This window comes from Ruegeria discodermiae (assembly GCF_030758345.1).
Taxonomy (GTDB): Bacteria; Pseudomonadota; Alphaproteobacteria; order Rhodobacterales; family Rhodobacteraceae; genus Ruegeria_C.
Genome location: NZ_JAVAMO010000007.1, coordinates 129,757 through 149,139, shown reverse-complemented (window position 1 = coordinate 149,139; position 19,383 = coordinate 129,757). Strand labels below are relative to the sequence as shown.

At 56.6% G+C, this 19,383-nt stretch carries 14 protein-coding genes and 1 pseudogene; 12 read left to right on the top strand and 3 right to left on the bottom strand.

What is annotated here, in order from left to right; all coding sequences use genetic code 11:
* Positions 1-713 precede the first annotated feature (713 nt).
* From Q5Y75_RS16620 to Q5Y75_RS16585, 8 genes and pseudogenes are all read left to right on the top strand, one after another.
* Complete coding sequence (locus tag Q5Y75_RS16620) at positions 714-1,478, top strand: 4'-phosphopantetheinyl transferase family protein (protein WP_306199482.1); 765 nt, start codon at positions 714-716, stop codon at positions 1,476-1,478.
* Between the two features lie 3 nt (positions 1,479-1,481).
* Complete coding sequence (locus tag Q5Y75_RS16615; RefSeq protein ID WP_306199480.1) at positions 1,482-2,333, top strand: thioesterase II family protein; 852 nt, start codon at positions 1,482-1,484, stop codon at positions 2,331-2,333.
* A gap of 189 nt (positions 2,334-2,522) precedes the next feature.
* Positions 2,523-3,008 (top strand): YcjF family protein, encoded by a 486-nt coding sequence (locus Q5Y75_RS16610; RefSeq protein WP_306199478.1) that lies wholly within the window; start codon positions 2,523-2,525, stop codon positions 3,006-3,008.
* Between the two features lie 323 nt (positions 3,009-3,331).
* Positions 3,332-4,519, top strand: coding sequence for an efflux RND transporter periplasmic adaptor subunit (locus Q5Y75_RS16605; protein WP_306199476.1), 1,188 nt, complete (start codon positions 3,332-3,334; stop codon positions 4,517-4,519).
* A gap of 4 nt (positions 4,520-4,523) precedes the next feature.
* A complete protein-coding gene (locus Q5Y75_RS16600) occupies positions 4,524-7,631 on the top strand; it encodes an efflux RND transporter permease subunit (RefSeq protein ID WP_306199474.1) in 3,108 nt (1,035 codons plus the stop codon).
* The gene (locus tag Q5Y75_RS16595) at positions 7,628-8,953 is read left to right on the top strand and encodes an efflux transporter outer membrane subunit (protein ID WP_306199472.1); all 1,326 of its coding nucleotides are present in this window, start codon (positions 7,628-7,630) and stop codon (positions 8,951-8,953) included. The genes Q5Y75_RS16600 and Q5Y75_RS16595 overlap by 4 nt, the downstream gene beginning before the upstream one ends.
* 158 nt (positions 8,954-9,111) lie before the next feature.
* Positions 9,112-10,098, top strand: coding sequence for a cupin-like domain-containing protein (locus Q5Y75_RS16590; RefSeq protein WP_306199470.1), 987 nt, complete (start codon positions 9,112-9,114; stop codon positions 10,096-10,098).
* Between the two features lie 176 nt (positions 10,099-10,274).
* Positions 10,275-10,457 (top strand): annotated as a pseudogene (locus tag Q5Y75_RS16585) (IS6 family transposase); the annotation flags it as partial.
* 246 nt (positions 10,458-10,703) lie between these two features.
* Here the strand turns inward: Q5Y75_RS16585 and Q5Y75_RS16580 are convergent.
* Together Q5Y75_RS16580 and Q5Y75_RS16575 are read right to left on the bottom strand one after the other, a co-directional pair.
* Entirely contained in the window at positions 10,704-12,014 is a 1,311-nt protein-coding gene (locus Q5Y75_RS16580; RefSeq protein WP_306199468.1) for a reverse transcriptase domain-containing protein, read from the bottom strand.
* A gap of 4 nt (positions 12,015-12,018) precedes the next feature.
* The gene (locus Q5Y75_RS16575; protein ID WP_306199466.1) at positions 12,019-14,070 is read right to left on the bottom strand and encodes an MATE family efflux transporter; all 2,052 of its coding nucleotides are present in this window, start codon (positions 14,068-14,070) and stop codon (positions 12,019-12,021) included.
* A gap of 119 nt (positions 14,071-14,189) precedes the next feature.
* Between Q5Y75_RS16575 and Q5Y75_RS16570 the strand changes: the two genes are divergently transcribed.
* Entirely contained in the window at positions 14,190-15,020 is an 831-nt protein-coding gene (locus Q5Y75_RS16570; protein ID WP_306199464.1) for a T2 family ribonuclease, read from the top strand.
* Positions 15,021-15,435: 415 nt separating this feature from the next.
* On the opposite strand, the gene Q5Y75_RS16565 is transcribed toward Q5Y75_RS16570, so the two are convergent.
* Positions 15,436-16,125 carry a GntR family transcriptional regulator gene (locus tag Q5Y75_RS16565; protein ID WP_306199462.1) on the bottom strand — a complete coding sequence of 230 codons (690 nt, stop codon included), beginning with the start codon at positions 16,123-16,125 and terminating at the stop codon, positions 15,436-15,438.
* Between the two features lie 321 nt (positions 16,126-16,446).
* On the opposite strand from Q5Y75_RS16565, the gene Q5Y75_RS16560 reads away from it, so the two are divergent.
* The 3 genes from Q5Y75_RS16560 to proC all read left to right on the top strand — a co-directional run bounded on the left by Q5Y75_RS16560 (position 16,447) and on the right by proC (position 19,317).
* The gene (locus tag Q5Y75_RS16560; RefSeq protein WP_371933281.1) at positions 16,447-17,436 is read left to right on the top strand and encodes a TAXI family TRAP transporter solute-binding subunit; all 990 of its coding nucleotides are present in this window, start codon (positions 16,447-16,449) and stop codon (positions 17,434-17,436) included.
* A gap of 71 nt (positions 17,437-17,507) precedes the next feature.
* Complete coding sequence (locus tag Q5Y75_RS16555) at positions 17,508-18,449, top strand: D-amino acid aminotransferase (RefSeq protein ID WP_306199458.1); 942 nt, start codon at positions 17,508-17,510, stop codon at positions 18,447-18,449.
* A 4-nt stretch (positions 18,450-18,453) separates the two neighbouring features.
* The gene (gene proC, locus Q5Y75_RS16550; RefSeq protein ID WP_306199455.1) at positions 18,454-19,317 is read left to right on the top strand and encodes a pyrroline-5-carboxylate reductase; all 864 of its coding nucleotides are present in this window, start codon (positions 18,454-18,456) and stop codon (positions 19,315-19,317) included.
* Positions 19,318-19,383: the final 66 nt, after the last annotated feature.

The following is a 19,383-nucleotide window of genomic DNA, read 5'->3' as shown; positions in this document are numbered from 1 at the left end:
GACCAGCCCTCCCCTCGCAAACAAAGCGTCTTTCAGCCGGCCATTCCAACATGCGCATTTGTGTCTCAAACCTCAGGCAGTCGTTAAATCGGTCGCGGCGGATATAACTTACGGTAGAGACTTTGCTTGAAACCTGCTGTTATGTTGAGAAGATTAGCAAACCCATGATCTGTCAACTTAAAGTTGCCGGAATTTAATGAAGAAGTATCAACCTTCTGTATGGGTTGATGGCGGTAGCGACCGCTTGCACAGAATAGCTGCACAGCGGAAACTCGGGTGACTTTTCCGTTTGGTGTTCACTCGCGGCGATGTCATTTTCTTCGGTCGGCAACCTCGCGCATTGCTACGCAATCCACGTGTAAGGAATGTTGTTGGATTCGCCTCCGCTCCGATTCGATGCCGCTCATTTCCCTGATCGGTCGCGCTGCTGCACTGGGCATTCTGCGTGAAACTTTGCGTGAACCAACGATAACCGCCAATCGTTTCGATGCGGCAAAGGCTTCCCATGACATCCTTTTCAAAGCAGGTGGCCCAAATACACGTCTTTTGACCAGAAACTGGATGAGTATAGGGTTTGGGCGGCGCGATCCCATAAATCACCTTTGTTATCAACGGTATAGGAGCTTCATTCCTGCTGGTCCGGTTTGGCTTGCTGTCTGAGGCGATTCGCGCAGGGGTTTTAGGCAATGCTGCCGATTCTCGCTGAGATTTAAATGGCAGCTCTTGAATTACTGCAATTGAACCAATCTCTTCCGCAGCTTAGCTTACAACGTGAGGGGGAAGAGTGCTTGCAGCGACAACCATCAGATCAGCCATGGTCCTCGCAACGGGTGGACATATACGAGGCGCGATTCGATGACCTGCTGGAATGCGCTCATTCACTGAGCACCGCAGAGCAGCAAAGGGCGTCCCGCTTCGTTCGGGCTGATGATGCTGCGCGATATTGCGCCGGTCGAACATGGGTGCGTCGGCGACTATCTGCCGATCTTGGCGTGCCGATTGATGAACTGGAGCTTGCCGTTGGGGCTCAGGGAAAGCCGGAGGTTCCTGGCCATCCGATCCACTTCAACGTGTCCCATACGGACGCACATATCTGGCTTGCCATTGCGGCGCGCCCCGTCGGCATCGACCTAGAGTTGCCGCCGCGGGATGATCCGGCGCTACTCCTGCAACAGATCGCAACGCAGCGTGAATGGGAGCGGGCGAGAGCTGCGGGTATCACCACCGAAAGGTTCCTGATCCTCTGGACAGCCAAGGAAGCCGTGCTCAAGATGCTGGGGACCGGCCTTATGACTGACCCCCGCTCAATCGAGCTTGGCGCGTTGGGTGGCCTGGACCCGAGGGTCGTGTCCGTTGCAGGTCAATGGGCGTGCTTGCAGCGGGTTCCGGCATGCGACGATGCGATTGCCCATGTCGCGATTGCCGGGAGCCAAATCGAAGTTCGTATGAAGGATTGGAACACCGGGAAGGAAACTTAGATTTTGACTAAGATCGCGAACAAGAATGGGCACGCGGCACCCGTTTATGCAGCGGCAACTATTGCATGTAAGAGCGCGTGGCTGCCGCATTTCGATATCGCAACAACCGCTACGGCAAGGCTCTTTGTTCTACCCTTTGCGGGCGGGGGCGCCGCACAGTTCCTGCCTCTCCGCGGGGCCGCCCCGGACTGGCTTGATATACAACCCATCCAGACACCCGGCCGGGAAAGCCGCCTGCTTGAGCCCGCGATCAACGATCTGCCCGTGTTAATCAATGCTCTGATGGCCGAAATTCTGCCCTGTCTTGATCGCCCATTTGCGTTTCTGGGCTATTCGATGGGCGCGCGTATGTCGCTGGCTCTTGCGCACGCGCTGCTCGCGGGCAGGCATCCGCAACCGCGCCAGCTCATCGTCGCCGCGCACGCCGCCCCGAGCTTGCCTTCGCGCGTCCCAATTGCTGATTCGCTCGATTCGGATGCGTTCTGGAAGCTGATCGCACAGTACGAGGGCACGCCCGGAGACGTGTTGAAGGACGATGAGCTCAAGGCGCTGGTGGAACCATCCCTGCGCGCGGACTTCCGGATCGCGCGGCAAGCGGTGACCCGCGCTGGGCTGCCCCTTGATATCCCGATTCTCGCCCTTTCCGGTCTCAGCGACCCCTATGTCGGTCCTGGAGACATGCAACCGTGGCGTGACGAAACCAGCGGTCCGTTCAGGCTGGAGGTCATTGATGGCGGGCACTTCTTCTTTCGCAGCCACTTTGAGCACTTCTCTGGAGTGGTTTTTGATACGCTTGAGCCGCTTGCATCTGAGCACGGAAAGCCCCGCTGGCCGACAAAGATTAACGAGAGTTAGTGCCTCTAAATACACCTTAAGGGTATTTTTCGTTGTCGGAATTGCGAAATTCTTCTAGCCTTTACCTGTCTTGCTCTCGCGAGGGGCAGGTATGTGGGAGCCGTTAGTCCGGGTGTTCCCTGAAAGCTGGTGCATCTAGCACTCGATCATTTAAACGAGCCGTCGCGCTCGCCATAGAAAGAGAGAGACATGGCTGTCACTGAGGTTGAAGAGGTCGACCGCGTCGATCAGGCAATATCACTTAGCAAGCGCTACGCTGCCTATGCCGGTGGGGCTGCGTTTATTCCGGTGCCCGTTGTTGACATCGCGGCAATCGGCGCGCTGCAACTCAAGCTGGTAAAGGATCTTTCAGATCTTTACGACGTGCCCTTCAGTTCCAACTCGGGCAAAGCGGCGGTTACAGCGCTTCTGTCCACTCTGGTTCCGGTGCAGGCGGGTATCACAACGGCGAGTTTCGTGAAGGCCGTTCCCTTGTTCGGCACCGCCCTCGGGGTCGTGTCCGCGCCGGCATTTGCGGGTGCCGCAACCTATGCCGTTGGCCGCACTTTCACGATGCACTTCGAATCGGGTGGCACATTGCTGACATTCGACGCCGAGAAAATGCGCGAGTTCTTCAAGTCCGAATACGAGACTGCCACGAAGTCCCGCTCCTCTTCTGCAAAAGCCTCGTCCTGATTGGGGTGGCACAACCTGTGCCGTTGTATAACTGGCATTGCTTCGACCCGGCTGTGTTCATGCGGCCGGGTCTTTGCTTTGTTTGATTGGCGTGAGTCGCATTGGAAGCGGTAAGCGCTTCGGCATCCATTTCGCAGTCGTTTAGCCGCCACTCGGAATCCGCCCACCTCGCCGGTAGATTGTGGTCACACAGCGAAACCGTGCAAAAAGGCCATGACCGGAAATTCCTTTGAAGACCGATCTATCAAGTTTTTCAGGACGCGGTAACAATACCGCAAGAGGAGTACAATCTTCCCGTTGTCAAAAGCCAGAGTTGTGCAGTCATGTTCGAAACCAAAATGAGCAGGGGCGGTATCTCGGGGCTCGGAGTGGCCGTCGCGATCAGCCTCGCGGTATCACTTCCTAAGCTGTCGCTTGCGCAATCTGAGGCGCCCGCCATGAATGTGGGCGTTGTGACACTCAGCAAGACGGAGGTTCCGCGGGTCTACAATCTGCCGGGCCGGGCTGTTGCCTATCAGCAAGTCAGCATTCGCCCACGTGTCAATGGTGTGATCGAAAAGATTCTCTATGATCCCACAAAGCCCATTGCTGTTGGGGATCCTCTGTTCAAACTCGATGACGCCAGCTATGTCGCCGCCGTCGCCTCGTCGGAGGCCGACGTCGCCACCGCCGAGGCTAATGTGACGGTGTCCCAAGCCGCCTATGAGAGGGCTCAGAAGCTGGAGGGTTCAGGGTTCACCGTGGCGCAGGTCGAGCAGGCCAAGGCCACGCTGGAAACGGATCAGGCCTCACTTAGATCCGCGAAGGCGGCGCTGGACTTCGCCAAGACGCAACTCTCATGGACGACCATCACGAGCCCAATCGAAGGCATGGCGGACATCGCAAGCGTGTCGGTCGGCGATCTTGTCTCGGACGCGCAGTCCGACGCGATGACCACGGTGACGCGGCTCGATCCCATCGAGGTTACGATGCAGGAATCAAGCGCGCACATTCTGGCGATCCGCAAGGAAGTCGAGTCGGGCACGCTGAAGCTCAGCGATCGTTTGAAAGCAACGCTGGTGTTGGAGAACGGCGAGAGTTTTGCCAGTGAGGGGACCTTTATCGCCGCTGGGAACACGGTTTCGACCACGACCGGCACTGCCTCCCTGCGGTTCAGATTTGAAAATCCCGACAGCAAAGTGCTTCCCGGGATGTTCCTGCACGGCGATATCGAGGTGGGCACGATCGAAGCCTTCCTCGTGCCCCAGCGCGCCGCAGATCGCGGCAACACGGGGCGGCTTACCGCTTTCATTGTGGACAAGGACGAAACCTCAAAACAGGTGCAGTTCGATGAGATCGGCACCTATGAAAACAACTGGGTCGTGGCCAGCGGGTTTGGGCAGGGGGATCGCCTGATCGTAGATGGGCTGGTCGCCATGCGAGCCGGGATCAAAGTGAACCCGGTTGCTGCAAAGATCAATTCCGAGGGGCTGGTAGAGGACGACGGGCCAAAGGACGGAGCGAAGCAGTAATCCGATGGCCTCATTCTTCATCCGCCGACCCGTCTTCGCTTGCGTTATCGCGATTGTCACAATGTTGGCAGGCATTTTCGGCCTGAACGCACTGCCGATCTCGCAATATCCCCAGATCGCGCCGACCACGATTCAGATATCGGCGGGTTACCCTGGTGCGTCAGCAGAAACGGTCGACCATGCCGTAACATCGGTGATCGAGAACAGCATGACCGGCCTCGACGGTCTAACCTATATGACCTCCAACTCGTCCGAGGGATCGGCCAGCATATCGCTGACCTTCGATGACAGCGTCGACTCCGAGGTTGCGCAGGTTCAGGTGCAGAACAAGCTGCAACTGGTGCAGGCACGCCTGCCTGCCTCGGTGGTGAGCGAAGGAGTAAGCGTCAACCGATCGACTTCGTCCATACTGATGGTGGGCGCGCTGGTCTCTGAGGATGGAGCCTATAGTTCGGTCGAGTTGGGGAACATTCTGAATTCCACGATCGAGAACCCCGTCCAACGGGTCGAGGGTGTCGGATCGATCAGCAGTTTCGGCACGCAGCTTGCGATGCGGATCTGGCTGAACCCCAAATCACTGGAGCAGTACCAGATTAGCCCCTCAGACGTGACTCTTGCGGTTTCAGAGCAGAACACCAACGTCACCGTTGGCTCGCTGGGCGCGCAGCCCGTCGTCAAGGGCCAGCAGATCACCATGTCGCTGAGCGCGCAGTCGCAGCTTTCCTCGGTACAGGATTTTGAGGGGATCCTGCTCAAGACAAATGAGGATGGCTCGACCGTCTATCTGGCGGATGTCGCGCGCGTGGAACTGTCTGCCGAGAGCTTTGGGACGTCGAGCCGCTACAACGGCAAACCAGCCGCCGGTTTTGGCGTGAACCTGGCCGCCGGTGCAAACGCCGTGAAAACGGCCAAAGCGGTGCGCGCCGAGATTGACAAACTCTCCAACGCGCTGCCCGAGGGCGTGACGGTTGAATACCCGTTCGATACCTCACCGTTTGTCGAGGAATCCATCACCGAGGTTTACCGCACTCTGGGCGAGGCCGTCGTTTTGGTCTCGCTGGTCACGCTCCTGTTTCTGCAAAGCTGGCGTGCCACGCTTATTCCCACAATTGCCGTGCCAGTGGTTCTGCTGGGAACCTTCGGCATTCTGGCTGCACTTGGAATGTCCATCAACACGCTCACGATGTTTGCCATGGTTCTGGCCATTGGCCTGCTGGTTGATGACGCGATTGTCGTCGTGGAGAACGTCGAACGCGTGATGGAGGAAGAGGGGCTGAACGCGTTTGAGGCGACCGAAAAGAGCATGAAGGAAATCTCCGGCGCGCTTGTCGGCATCGTCGTGGTGCTCTCTGCGGTCTTCTTGCCTATGGCCTTCATGGGAGGCTCGACTGGGGTTATCTATCTGCAGTTCTCAGTCACCATCATCTCGGCCATGGTCCTGTCGCTGCTTGTTGCGCTGATCCTGACGCCGACAATGTGTGTCTATCTGTTGAAACCGTCAAAGGGGCGCCAGCGGATTGCACCGCTCCGCCTGTTCAATGCCGGGCTGGATCGTCTGACCGGCGGCTATTGCAAACTGGTCGGTCGCCTGGCGCTGCGGCCGTTTCGGATGATCCTTCTGATCATCGTCATCGGATATGCGGCGTTCTGGGTGTTCGAACGTCTGCCGTCGTCCTTCGTGCCGACCGAAGATCAGGGCGTGCTGATGGCAATCGTACAACTGCCGCAGGATGCCCCGACCGCGCAGACGCTGGAGGCGGTCGAGGCAGTCGAGCAATATCTGCTCAACGAGGAGGCGGATGCGGTCACATCGGTCTTTTCGGCACTTGGCTTTAGTTTCAGCGGGGTAAGCCAGAACAAGGCCATGATGTTCATCAAGCTCAAGGGATTCACCGATCAGGGAAGTCTTGACGCCGCTTCCGTCAGCGCGCGCGCGAATGGGACCTTTTTCAACAACCGGATGGGTCAGATCTATTTCCTGCAGCCTCCTGCGATTCAGGGTCTTGGCTCGACCTCTGGCTTTACCATGTATCTGATCGATCAGGCGGGCCGGGGAACCGAGGCCCTTAACGAGGCCGCCAACCAACTGGTCCTGGCCGCTCAATCCGATGAACGGGTCACCGGTGTCCGCAGCAGCGACAATGCTAAGAATGCGACGCTGCGATTGAACATCGACCAGGAAAAGGCCGAGGCGTTCGGTCTCACCCTGGCGGATATCAACTCGATGATGACGACCATATTCGCCGGAAACTACGTCAACGATTTCACCCTGGGCGACGATCTGCGTGAGGTCATCGTGCAAGGCGACGCGCAATGGCGCATGCAGCCCTCTGACATCGATGCGTGGTCGGCGCGCAACGAGAACAATGAGATGGTGCCGTTTTCATCCTTCGTGACCAAGGCCTGGACCGAGGTATCGCCAACGCTTGTGCGTTATGGCGGCAGTCAAGCGCTTGAAATATCCGGTGCCGCAGCACCTGGCGAAAGTTCGGGCGCGGCGATGACGGCGATGGAGGAAATGGTGGGCAAGCTTGACGGTGGGTTTGGTGTGGCCTGGACCGGGCTGTCATTTCAGGAACGCCTGTCGGGCAACCAGCAGCCGATCCTGTTTTCGCTTTCGGCTCTGATCGTTTTTCTTTGCCTTGCGGCGCTCTACGAAAGTTGGACCGTGCCCTTTGCCGTCATGCTGAGTGTACCTGTAGGCATTCTGGGTGCCATCTTGACGACTTGGTATTTTGGTCATTCAAACGACGTTTATTTCAAGGTCGGCCTGCTGACGATCATCGGTCTGGCCTCGCGGAATGCGATCTTGATCGTCGAATTTGCTCAGAAGCTGCGCGCAGAAGGGATGGAAGTGATTGAGGCGACCATCACCGCTGCCCGCCAGCGCCTGCGCCCGATCATCATGACCTCATTTGCCTTCGGATTTGGCATTACACCGCTGGTACTGGCCAATGGGGCAGGGGCCGAGGCGCAAAAATCCATTGGCACCGGGATGCTGGGCGGCATCATATTCTCGGCCATCCTCGGCATTTTGCTGGTGCCTGTTTTCTATGTAGCGGTGCTCAAGGCGGCCAGCCTGTTTCGTGGACGTAAGGAGGCAAAGACATGAAGGCCAGTCACGCCGCACTAGGATTGCTCCTTGCCGGTTGCACGGTCGGACCGGAGTTGGAGATGCCCCAGGCTACGCTTCAGCAGCGTTTTGTGAACGGTGACGCTGCGCAGATCGGGGCTGTCGCGGAACGGCGCTGGTGGCAGGACTACCGCGATCCAGTGCTGAACGATCTGGTTACAAGGGGCCTTGCCCAAAACCTCGACGTAATCGCCGCCATGGAGCGCATCAGCGAAGCGCAGGACAATCTGCGCAGCGTCGGAGTCAGCACCGATGTTGAGTATATTGGTTTGCGCAGCGGCGGTGACGAGGTGACGACGACCACCACCAACGAGTTGGAAGCTAGCTACGTCATTGATCTGTTTGGCGGGGTTCGGCGTGAGCGCGAAAGCGCGGCGGCGGAACTGGTCGCAGCACAGGCAGATGTAGAAACCACAAGACTTGCATGGTTGGCGGAACTGATCGCCGCCTATTCCAACGCGCGATATTATCAGACGGCGATCACCATTACGCGGCAAACCATTTCAGACCGTGAACAAACCCTTGAGATCACGCGCAGACAGTTTGAGTTTGGCGACGCCACCGAATACGCGGTCGCCGAGGCGGAGGCGTTGCTGGCCGCCGCAAAAGCGGGGGTGCCGGAGTTCCGGGCTCTCTTTAATTCCAATGTCTTTGCGATTGGTACTTTGCTGAACGAGCAGTCCGGGCCGATCATGACGCGGATGGAACGCGGTGCGCCGCAGCTGCGCACACCGCCTGCGCCAAGAACAGGCCTGCCAGCCGAGCTTTTGCGAAACCGGCCAGATGTGCGCAGTTCCGAAGCGGCACTTGCGGCGGCGGTCGCGGAGGTCGGGGTCGCAGAGGCAGATCTCTACCCATCCTTGACACTGACCGGGACGATTGAGCGCACAAGTGGCCTGAATGCCTGGTCTTTTGGTCCCGATATCTCCCTGCCGATCTTCAACCAGGGCCTGCTCAGGGCAACGCGCGATTCCCAACTGTCGCTGGCGCGGCAAGCAGAAATCGACTGGCGATCGCAAGTGGTATCAGCGGTCGAGGATGTTCAGGTCGCGCAGTCGGATCTGACGCAGGATCGGGCGCGGGCGAACGCGCTCAATCAGGCGGCGACCTCTTACGACAAGGCGCTCTCGCTGGCCCAGGAAAACTATCGTGCGGGCGCCATCACGCTGACGGATCTGCTGGTAACCGATCGCGACACCGCATCGGCGCGCCTATCCGCTGCATCTGCGGTCAACGACGCGGCGCAGGCCTGGGCCAAACTGCAGATCGCGATTGGCGCCGGGGCTGCGGCGACCCAATAGGTCGAGGAGCATGCAGCGCGGCACCTTACGGGTTAAACTTGTTTCAGAATGCACGCAGCTATCGGTTCCTGCTTGATCAACCCCGGGTAGAGACCTAGCCTGAAACGGACTTTATAAGCTCACGTATCCTTATCTGGGACAACAGGGGGAACGCCGTCATGAAGGTTATTGGTGGACTGGATCGCGTGGAGTGTCCGAGCCGGGAAGAGTTTGAGGCAAATTACGCCAATCTCGACAAGCCGGTGATCCTCACCGGTCTGATCGACGACTGGCCAGCCAGTTCCAAGTGGGACCTCGATTATCTGGATCAGCGGGTTGGACATGTGGGTGTCAGCTACAAGGTATCGCCCACCGGATCACATCCCCCCCTGGACGATGCAGGCATGATCCAGGCACAGCGCGAAGAAGCAACGCTAGGCGCATATATGGACCGGGTCTGGTCGCAGGTCCCGGAAGTTGAACGATGCAAATACTGCCTGTCGGGTGACGATGTGAACGTGCTTGAGCACTGGGATCGATATCATCCGGACCTGAAAGTGTTGCTGGAAGACTTCTCGCTCCCCCCCTACTTCGACCCCGAAAAGCTTGAGACCATCGGCTTCTGGGTCAGCCCCCAGGGCGTGCGTTCGCATTTACACTACGATTCGAACGGGAAGCACAATCTAAATGCACAGATCAGCGGGGAAAAGCAGGTCTGGCTCTTCTCCCCCAAACAGCTTTCTCTGCTATACCCCTACCTTGCGACCGAACTTCAGCCTTTCAGTTTCAGCAGGGTGAACATGGATGCTCCGGATTCAGACCGTTTCCCGGACTTCGGTGATGCAGACTGCTACTTCGACACTCTTCAGGCCGGCGAGCTTTTGTTTATCCCGGCTTACTGGTTCCACAGCTTCAAGCATATCGGCGCGGTGAACTGTAACGTCAACTTTTGGTGGGAGGCCGACCGTATTCCGGTATCTCCAACATCGGTGCGCAGCGTATTCGCTTATGAGTTGCTGGAGTATCTTGTTGGTAGCGAACCGCAGCGGTTGGTCGAAGAGATGGCTAAATTGCCTCCAGAGGTCTTGAAAAGTTGGCAGGGCATCGAGCGACAGATCATTGTCGGAAACGGCGTCCGAAGCCAGGAAGACCACGAAACCGCCTGACCGTTGCCGGGTTTTGTGGCTGGTGGGATTTGTCCATCAGACTCCGCGGCCTAGGTTTTGCTCTCTAAGAGAGTTCGAATTGACCGGATCTGTCGCGCACTTCGGCCCGCATGTTGCACCTTCGTGCGGTTTGATCCAACTGATGGTTTGTCTGCGGCAAGGTTTAGAAATGTCCGGTGGTCGACTTCAAAGATGCGCAATACCCAAAATCGGTGATCCTGTTCGCGGTCTACTTCTATGTGCGCTACGGCGTCCCGTACCGTGACCTTGAGGGTTTTAAGGCGGAACGCGACGTGTCGATTGATCATGCGACGCTGAACCGCTGGGTCGTGAAATATTCACCCATGGTGCCTGCTCGACAATCAAAACACCCGATGCGGTGTATTCTCCGGCCACGGACACCCCGCTAATGGGTACTTTCCATGCCGGCTCACACAACAGAGTACCAGTTTCCTTCTACTGTGGTTGGTCCGTGAGTCATGTGAGGGTCGCGGGGATCAACTTAACAACAAGCCGTCCGAAAACCGCAGTCTCTGTGGGCGGCCATAGGTGGCGCGAAATCGCGCGAGCCGCGACCCTCGTGGCCTGCATAGCGCTTCATAGCTTCAACGTAAATTTCGGATTGCCACCAAAGACGGTAAACCCATCTGGCGAAGCCGCTCGGGGGGGTAGGATCGAAACCCGATCACTCCTGCACGGCCCGTGATCCGTTGTGCCACCTTTTTGGCAATACGGTTATCAAGGTCCTTCAACACGGCTCGATTTGTGGTGTCTCGGATAAGAGCCTGCGTAATGACCGGAGCAAAAGAGTTTGTCGGTTCCAGAAGCGTTTCGGCACTTTTGACAAGAACGCGCGCGCGCTCCGGCGTCGCGATCCCTGCCAACTCGTTGGACACTTGATCAAGCCGCTTGCAAAAGAACCTGAAAAAGCGGTTGAGACGCTCCTGTGTCCAGCCAAGTGTCCCGGAATGGTGCGCAGCGAGACCGAGAAATTCTATGCTGGAGCGGCCCTTGAATTCAGCCCAATCCTCGAGGGTTTTGCCGGCCCCGTTCAAATAACTGCGCTTGGTCTTCTCTGGCTTTCGCGTCACGCCCAGAGTTCCCAGCATCTCGTCAATAGCGGTATCCGCCTCTTTGACAACCTCGGGGTCTTTGTGGGCGAACAGAAAATCATCATTGAAACGGGCAAAGAAGGCGCCTGAATATGCTGTCATGCGAAGGTCGAGTTGATTGATCGCGAGGTTGCTTGTCACGGCGACGACAGGGGTCCCCATGGGAATACCGAAGAGGCGGGAAAACGACGTGCCATCCGGCGCTCGTGTGACCGGGCGGACCAGCCCCGTTATCAAGGCCCAGGCGTTTTCCGATATGCCTGATTTGGTGCCCATATCCGCAATCCGGCGCAGCTCTTCCCAGACGATGGCATCCTTGTATACCGGGATATTCTCGCCATAGCGGGTAAAGTCCGACTGCATCACAAAGAGGCCGTTCTTGTGCTCGGGCCGTCGGACAAAGCGCGCAAAGTCGGAGAGGGCCGTATAGTTGCTCAGACCCGGTTGATAGGCGTAAACGCCAGGCTGCCCCATGACGCGGGCATTTTGCGACAGGACCCTTGCGATAACGGTGCCCACAATCAGATCCGGCAGGGTAGGACGGTGGGCCGGGCGCCACTTGCCACCATGTTCCAACATCCACATGTCCACTGGCGAAAGCTGGTATTGGCCGCTGGCCACCGTCTTTGCGAGCAGACGCGCAAGCCGCTGCCGCTTCATATCGATGGCGATGTAATTGACGCCCAGATAGGCCTCGCGAAAGCTCTGGTTCTTGAGCCGCCGCTTCTCATAGATATGCTGGATTGCACTTTCATAGGCATCCGGGTCTGACAGCACCTTGTCGATGTCCAGTGGCTTTTCCATCGTTCTATCCGCCGTCCTTTGCCGCAAGCGCCCCTGCTTGCCAGTTGCGCAGAACCGCCGGCCAAGGAGAGCCCAGCGGCGAGCCATCGCTTGCGCTTACCAGAAATATCATCCGTATCCGCCCGCCGATGACGAGCGGATAGATGTTCATGCCCCCATGCGTGACGAACGCGTCGCCCGCTTTGAACGCCCGCAATGCGATCGGCAGAATGGAGCGCAACAGGTCCGGGGAAAACTGGCTCAGTTCTTTTCTGTAGCCATGTGAGTCAAGGTCGATAACGGTTCCATTTGGCCAATAGGTTTTGAATTCACTGACAAGCGCGTCGGTATCCGCCTTGTCTCTGGCGTGACGCGCAGTTGGCTTTGTGGGTTTGCCGTGTTTGGGGTGCAGTTGCTCTACCGAATAGAGAGCGCCGCCTGTGTTCGTCACCAGTGAACTTGGCAAGACCGGATCGGTGTTCTTCGCGTCTGTCGCGAAGTACAGGATCGCGTTGTGCTGCAGCCAAGCCCAGTGTCCGCTCCCGTTCAAACGTTCGTTGAACATCTCACCGATTGAGGCTCGTGCGCTATTGCGAAGCCCGTTCACGAGACGAGCCCGGTAGATTGGCGTTTCGTCCTCAAGTTCAAAAAAGAGCGTTCCAAGATCATGAAGCGATTGCTGCACCGGTGGTGGCTTGCCAATGCCAAACCACCAGTCCGCACATAAAAGGATCGCGCAGGCGAGGCAAAACCCGGCCAGAACTTCAAGCAGCTCATAAGGATCGGCAGACTCTCCGACGGCGATCAGAAAGACTGCCGTTGCAAGTGTGACCACAGAAAGAATGACGCGTGCGTGATATCCCATCGTAAAGGCGCGCATTTGCAACAGACCCAGCCAGGCCCTCACAACGAAGACAGGCAGCAAGGCAATGATAAAGGTCGCCGAAATATCAGGGTAGACAATCCTCGAAACTGCAAAGGACAACCCCCAAAAGATCGCGGCCAGAATGACGGCCGCCCGCGTCAGCCTGCGAAACAGCAGTGCGCGCATCTGTGTGTAGAGCGGTGACAGGCGCAGCCGGACCAGGTCGAAATAGAAGAGGGTCGTCCAGGAATAGGCAGCTCGGACAGCAGGAAGAATGAGATAAAGATACACCCCGAGATGCGGAGAGTTCCAATCAGGATGCCCGCTGGTGAGTGAAACAGACTGGCCAGCAAAGCTGCTCAGCCCCAGGATCACGAGAACCAGAACGCCGTCCACGCGAAGAGAGAGTCCGGAGATCGCAGAGGTCGCGAAAGACCAATGCGGAAGGCCGGAGAGGAAGGCGCGCAGTTCTGACCAGCCAAGTGACAGTTTCGCGCGTATTCCTGTTATCTGGTACATCCGCAGCACATAAACGAGCGAGACCACAAGCGCGCAGGCAGAGGATGCCAGGATCGACACAATCAAGGCCGAAACCGGTGCAATCGGCGTTAGGGCGACCAGCACCGCAATCTGAAGAATTGTCGGGATCACCACCGACCAGAAAGACCGGTAGATCCGTCGTCTGGCATAGATACCCGAATGCAATACCTGCATCGGAAATTGCAGCGCCAGTTCAATCGTGATGACGGCAATGTAAATCGAGATCAGCAATGCGGTCTCGGTTGATCCAGACAGACCATATCTCCAGCCCGTCAGACCTAGCATCCCGATCGCGAGGACGGAACCGATCAGCATCGAAAAGACAAGCCATACCGAAATCTCGGTCCCGGTTCGGTCCGTCGCCTCTTGACCCCGGAATGAACGAATGCGTTCTCGCATAACTTCCAGTGCGCCCCACCATGCTCCCCTTATCGTCAGAGCGCCCGCGCGAAACAAGAAGATGAGGATCACGCTGGATGGCGGAAGATGAGCTGAAAGAATAATGAATTCAGCGACATGAACACATAGTACCAGCACCTCGAGCACGAGGAGATATCGCAGCCTAAAGACAAAGTAAGGGGCCAGACGACTTGTCAGCAGGCACGAATAGAGGGAAACGAGGCGAGACTGTTTTTTTGCCTCGCTTCGAAACCAACTGTCGAGAGCTTCCAAACAAATTTCTCCTGCTTATGAGCATCGGTGAAGCTGCGCAGTCGATTGGCGTTCGCTAGACTTGCATCTGTGAATTTGCAAGATTGTCACGAGGGATGCAACTTGATCGCAAAGAGAGCATGGCAAACACAACCAACAAGCAACATGAGTCCTTTTCTGCATCACGTGGGCATATCGGCGCGCTTAAGTGGATTTGGCTCACCTGTTTTTTTATTTCGAGCGCCGCCTTGGCGCAAAACCAGGAGGCGGACCAAAGCTCGTCCGACGAGTCCGGCTTTACCTCAAGCTGTGAGGGCTTTTCGTACTATCGTTTTGTACAGGATTGGATCCCGACGCTTTGCCTAAAAGCGGATTCAACTGCGTGCGACACTTATGACGCGTCCTTTGGCTGGGTCGTCCATGGCCTCTGGCCCGAGGACGAGGGAACAGAGAAATACCTTGGTCAATGTAAGGGTGAGGCATTCGACGCCAGTCAGCTTTATTCTATCGAGGGGGAACTCAACCGCACGTGGCCCAATCCGATTCTGAAGAAAATCGATCTGGAAGAAAAATACGAATTCTGGACGTGGAAGCATGAGTGGGAAAAGCACGGCACCTGCGCGGTGAAGTGCGACTCGAACGTCACTTCGATGGAGCAGTATTTCTCCATCGGCGCCAGTCTACATGGTCAGTTTGATATCGCCTCTGCATTAGAGGATGCCGACATTAACCCCAGTGCATCCGGTTCCGGGACGGTGGTCGAGACGTCCAAGGTTGAAGCGGCCATTAGAAACGCCTTCGGTGTCACGCCAGAGCTGCAATGCATCAACAATTCAGATGGGGCGAGCGATCTTTTCAGCATCAGCGTGTGTATTGATGCACAAGGCCTGAATGCGATCGAATGTCCGGTGGCGTTGGATTCTACTTACGAGGTCTGCCCTGCCCAGGTGAGTTATCCTCAGCCATCCTGAACTACTTATGTGTCCACCGGAATCGATATCGAGCGGCGGGCGATTGTTGAAACTTAACCAGCGTTCGCTTTGGCGAGTTGTATAGCGGAAAACAGTTGACCGTGCGAAGTTCGCGCGTGAGGTTGCGAATTACATTAGCCAACAGCGTGCGCTGCGGGACCGCGAGATCCCTGGTATGGTGCAGAGGGATCTGTCGCAAAGTTTCTCCCTGGTTCCGAAACGAATGCTGGAACTTATCGAATTGGGCGAGATTCCCATCGGCAGCTGCTCCGATTTGATCGGAGCAGCTGGTCGAGATGACCAGTTTTCAAACTTTGCGACAGATCTGGCCCAACTGCCCGTGACCCCCAGCAACTACGCTGGATTTATGCAGGGAACCCTCTAGCCGAATTGTGCAACAAGGCTTCTTCCGTTCTCATGCGTTTTGTGACACGTTTCGTTCCTTCAGAAATCTCATAGTGTTTTCCAAGCCTTGCCGCATGTGGTCTTCAAGGTGATTCAACATGGCATCCAAGCTGTTCCCTTGAGCAAGCTGGAGATATTGGTCGTGGGATTCCCGGAGTGGGCCGCCGCGCCCGTGCGCTTTTTGGTGCATTGCAAAGTAGAACTGGAGGTTAGGTTTCAGGCGCCCCCAGCTCTGCAGCAGAAGAGTGTGCCCCGAAAGTTCATAGCACCATGAGTGCAGGTGCATTTCGGCCATGATCGCGCCGTAGGGGTCATTATCCGAGATGCAATCGCACAGCCTGTTGTTGCGCATCTGCAGGTCGGCGAGGCTGATGAGGTCACGTTTATCCCAGCAGAACTGAAACGCCATCTTCTCGAGCCCCGTTCGGAACGAGTAGATTTCGTCCAGATCAACGGGATCTAGTGTACGAAGGAAAGTGCCGCGGAACGGGATGTATGCAAGAAGCCCAATCTCACTCAATTGAACCATCGCTTCGCGCAGTGTGGCGCGGCTGACATCCAGCTGAGTAGCAACCTGGGTTTCCAACAGTTTTGCCCCGGGCTCCAGATCTCCGGTCAAGATCAGCTTCTGGAGTCGCTCCAGCGTTCTGTCTTTCAATGTATCACCGGATTTCTCTGCGGAAGATGCTTGTCTTGTCATGTCGGTCCCGTTGATGGCGCCTCAATGGGTGGAAGGCGAGACTACTTCGTGAGGCCAAGATAGCCAGAAAAAAGGACTGCCGCTGTACTTCCAGTTTCGGGCCAATTGTCGATCGCAGCAGCTCGATTTCAATGTAGCCGGCAATTTTAAGATTGTCGACAATAATATAAATTGTCGACAATATGGGGAGCTAGCGGTATGGTCGCGGCAGGTGGGGATTCGATGGGCTCCGAACCTTGGCTGCGATTGCCCACCCATCGGCAAGAGATGATCACCCGGTCCGGAGCCGGGATGACGCAACAGGTGAAAAGGGAATTATTCATGTTATCGACCGGCATCCTCAAAAGTAGAATACAAACCGGGCTTGCGGCGTTTGGCGCGGCCGCGCTTCTGGCTGGCGCCCCTGCGAAAGCGGAGGAGTTTCTGACAATCGGTACTGGCGGTGTCACCGGCATTTACTATGCCGTTGGTGGTGGAATCTGCCGGTTGGTTAATCAGAAGCGCAAGGAACACGGTATTCGTTGCTCGGTCGAGAGCACGGGCGGGTCAGTGTACAACCTACGCACCATGCGCGAGGGCGAACTGGAGATGGGTATTGTGCAGTCGGACTGGCAGTTCCACGCCCTGAACGGGACCAGCCTGTTCGAAGATGATGGCCCGGACGCTGAACTCCGCAGTCTGTTCTCTTTGCATCCTGATACAGTCATTATCGCTGCACGCAAAGATACAGGCATTGAGTCTCTGGACGATCTCGGTGGCCGGACCATAAATTTGGGCAACCCCGGCTCCGGAACGCGTGGCACAGCTGAAGTTCTGGTAGACGCATTGGGCTGGGACATGGACCATTTTGGACTGGTGACCGAAATGAAATCCGCAGAGCAGTCTTCAGCCTTGTGCGACAATACCATCGAAGCGTTTCTGATGGTTGCGGGAAACCCGGTGGCCAACGTTCTGGAAGCTGCCACGACCTGCGATATCAACATTATTCCTGTTGAAGGTGATGCAGTACAGACGCTGGTCGAAAGCAAGCCCTATTATGGCAACGTGACAATACCGGGTGGTTTGTATCGCGGTGTGGATGCGGACGTTCCATCCTTTGGTCTTCCGTCCACCTTCGTGACATCCACAAACGTGCCGGAAGAAACCGTCTACGTGATGGTCAAAGCGGTCTTTGACAACTTTGATACTTTCAAGACGTTCCACCCGGCCTTTGCCAACCTCAAGAAGGAGGAAATGGTTGTGAACGGGTTGTCTGCACCAATGCATCCCGGAGCGGAGCGCTACTTCCGAGAAGTCGGGCTGATAAACTAAAGACTCCCAAACAGGGCGGCGGTCTCCGCCGCCGCCCCTCTTCAATGCAATGCCCATTTACGAGCGACAATATGAGCGAGCAAACTCCAAGCCACTCCACACATGACGCGCAGGAAGACGCGCGCAATCGAGACATCAAGATCTACCTTAACGGCAAGATCGTCCCGCGCAGCGAAGCGATGGTGTCTGTCTACGACTCCGGTTTCATGCTGGGCGATGGAATGTGGGAGGGGTTGCGACTCTACAACGGTACTTGGGCGTTTTTTGACGAACACATGGATCGGTTCTTCAACAGCTGCAAAGCCGTCTCCATTGACGTCGGCATGACGAAGGACGAAGTCCTGCAGGCACTGAATGACACGGCCAAAGCCAATGGCATGACAACGGACGCGCATTGCCGGTTCATGGTGACTCGCGGACCAAAGGACAAGCCGTTTCAGCATCCTGGGTTGTCTCGTTCCGGGCCCACCGTAGTCGCGATTGTGGAGCATTCGAAACCTGCCGACAGCCTATTGAGCCAAGGCATTCGGTTGGCCACCGTGCCTCAGGTGCGCGGTCTGCCGATGAGTCAGGATGCCAAGTACAACAGTCATTCAAAGCTGAACTGCGTCATCGCAAGCCTACAGGCGGAACAGGCTGGCGCTGACGAAGCCCTGATGCTGGACCCACATGGATTTGTGAACACCACAAATGCATGCAACTTCTTCATTGTGCGTCGTGGCGAGGTTTGGACATCCACTGGCGACTACTGCATGAACGGGGTGACCCGCCAGAAAGTCATAGACCTGTGTCGGGCCGACGATATCCCAGTATTCGAGAAAAACTATTCGCTCTATGAAACCTACGGAGCCGACGAGGCCTTTCTGACCGGTACATTCGGCGCACAAACACCCGTTGCTTCAATTGATGGAAAAAAGATTGGGGAGCATGAAGGTGCTGGTCCGATGACCCGCCGCTTGCGCGAGCTCTACAAAGAGCTTGTGCAACGAAGCACCCTGAAAGTTGCGAGCTGATTGTATGGCACAGGTTGTGGGCCCAGAAGGTCAGAGCCGATTAGAGGTCGGTGATCGTGGCTTGTTGCTTTTGGGGTGCGGCAAGATGGGCTCCGCACTATTAAACGGATGGCTCAATGCCGGGTTAGACCCCGAACAGATCATTGTTCTGGATCCGCGTCCATCTGACTGGCTGCAGAGCCTCAAGCATCTTGGCTTGCGCCTGAACCAACAACCAGCGGAGCCGCCTTCCGTGGCGGTAATTGCGACAAAGCCTCAGGTCATGACTTCTGCTTTGTCGAACCTGAATTCGCTTGGGTCCAGGCAAACTCTTTTTGTATCGGTTGCTGCTGGCACACTGATTTCGACCTGTGAGGAATTGCTGGGTCCACAAACTCCAATTGTGCGCACAATGCCAAACACGCCCGCAGCGGTTGGTTCTGGCATCACCGCTCTTGTCGGCAATGCCTGCACGACGGCCAGTCATATGGATCTTGCAATACAGCTGATGCAGGCAGTTGGAGAGACCGTGATCCTTGATAACGAGGACATGCTTCACGCTGTGACCGCGATTTCTGGAAGCGGCCCGGCCTATGTTTTTGCGCTGACAGAGGCATTGGCAGAAGCCGGGAGAGAACTGGGTTTGGCTCAAGAAGTTTCGGCCAAACTGGCATCTGCAATGGTTTCGGGGAGCGGCGATTTGATGCGTCACAGCCCAAACTCACCTGCCGAACTTCGAAACCAGGTTACCTCCCCAAATGGAACAACTGAAGCCGGATTGCGGGAGTTGATGTCCCTTGAGAAAGGGGTGTTCCCGCTCATTCAAAGGACGGCCCAAGCCGCTCATAGCCGCAGCGTCGAGCTGTCTCAACGAGCTGACGGAACATGATGCTCAAAGCGCCCCGAGTAACTCGCAGCGGGCGGTCCACAAATCACAAGGTTCTGTCGCAAACTC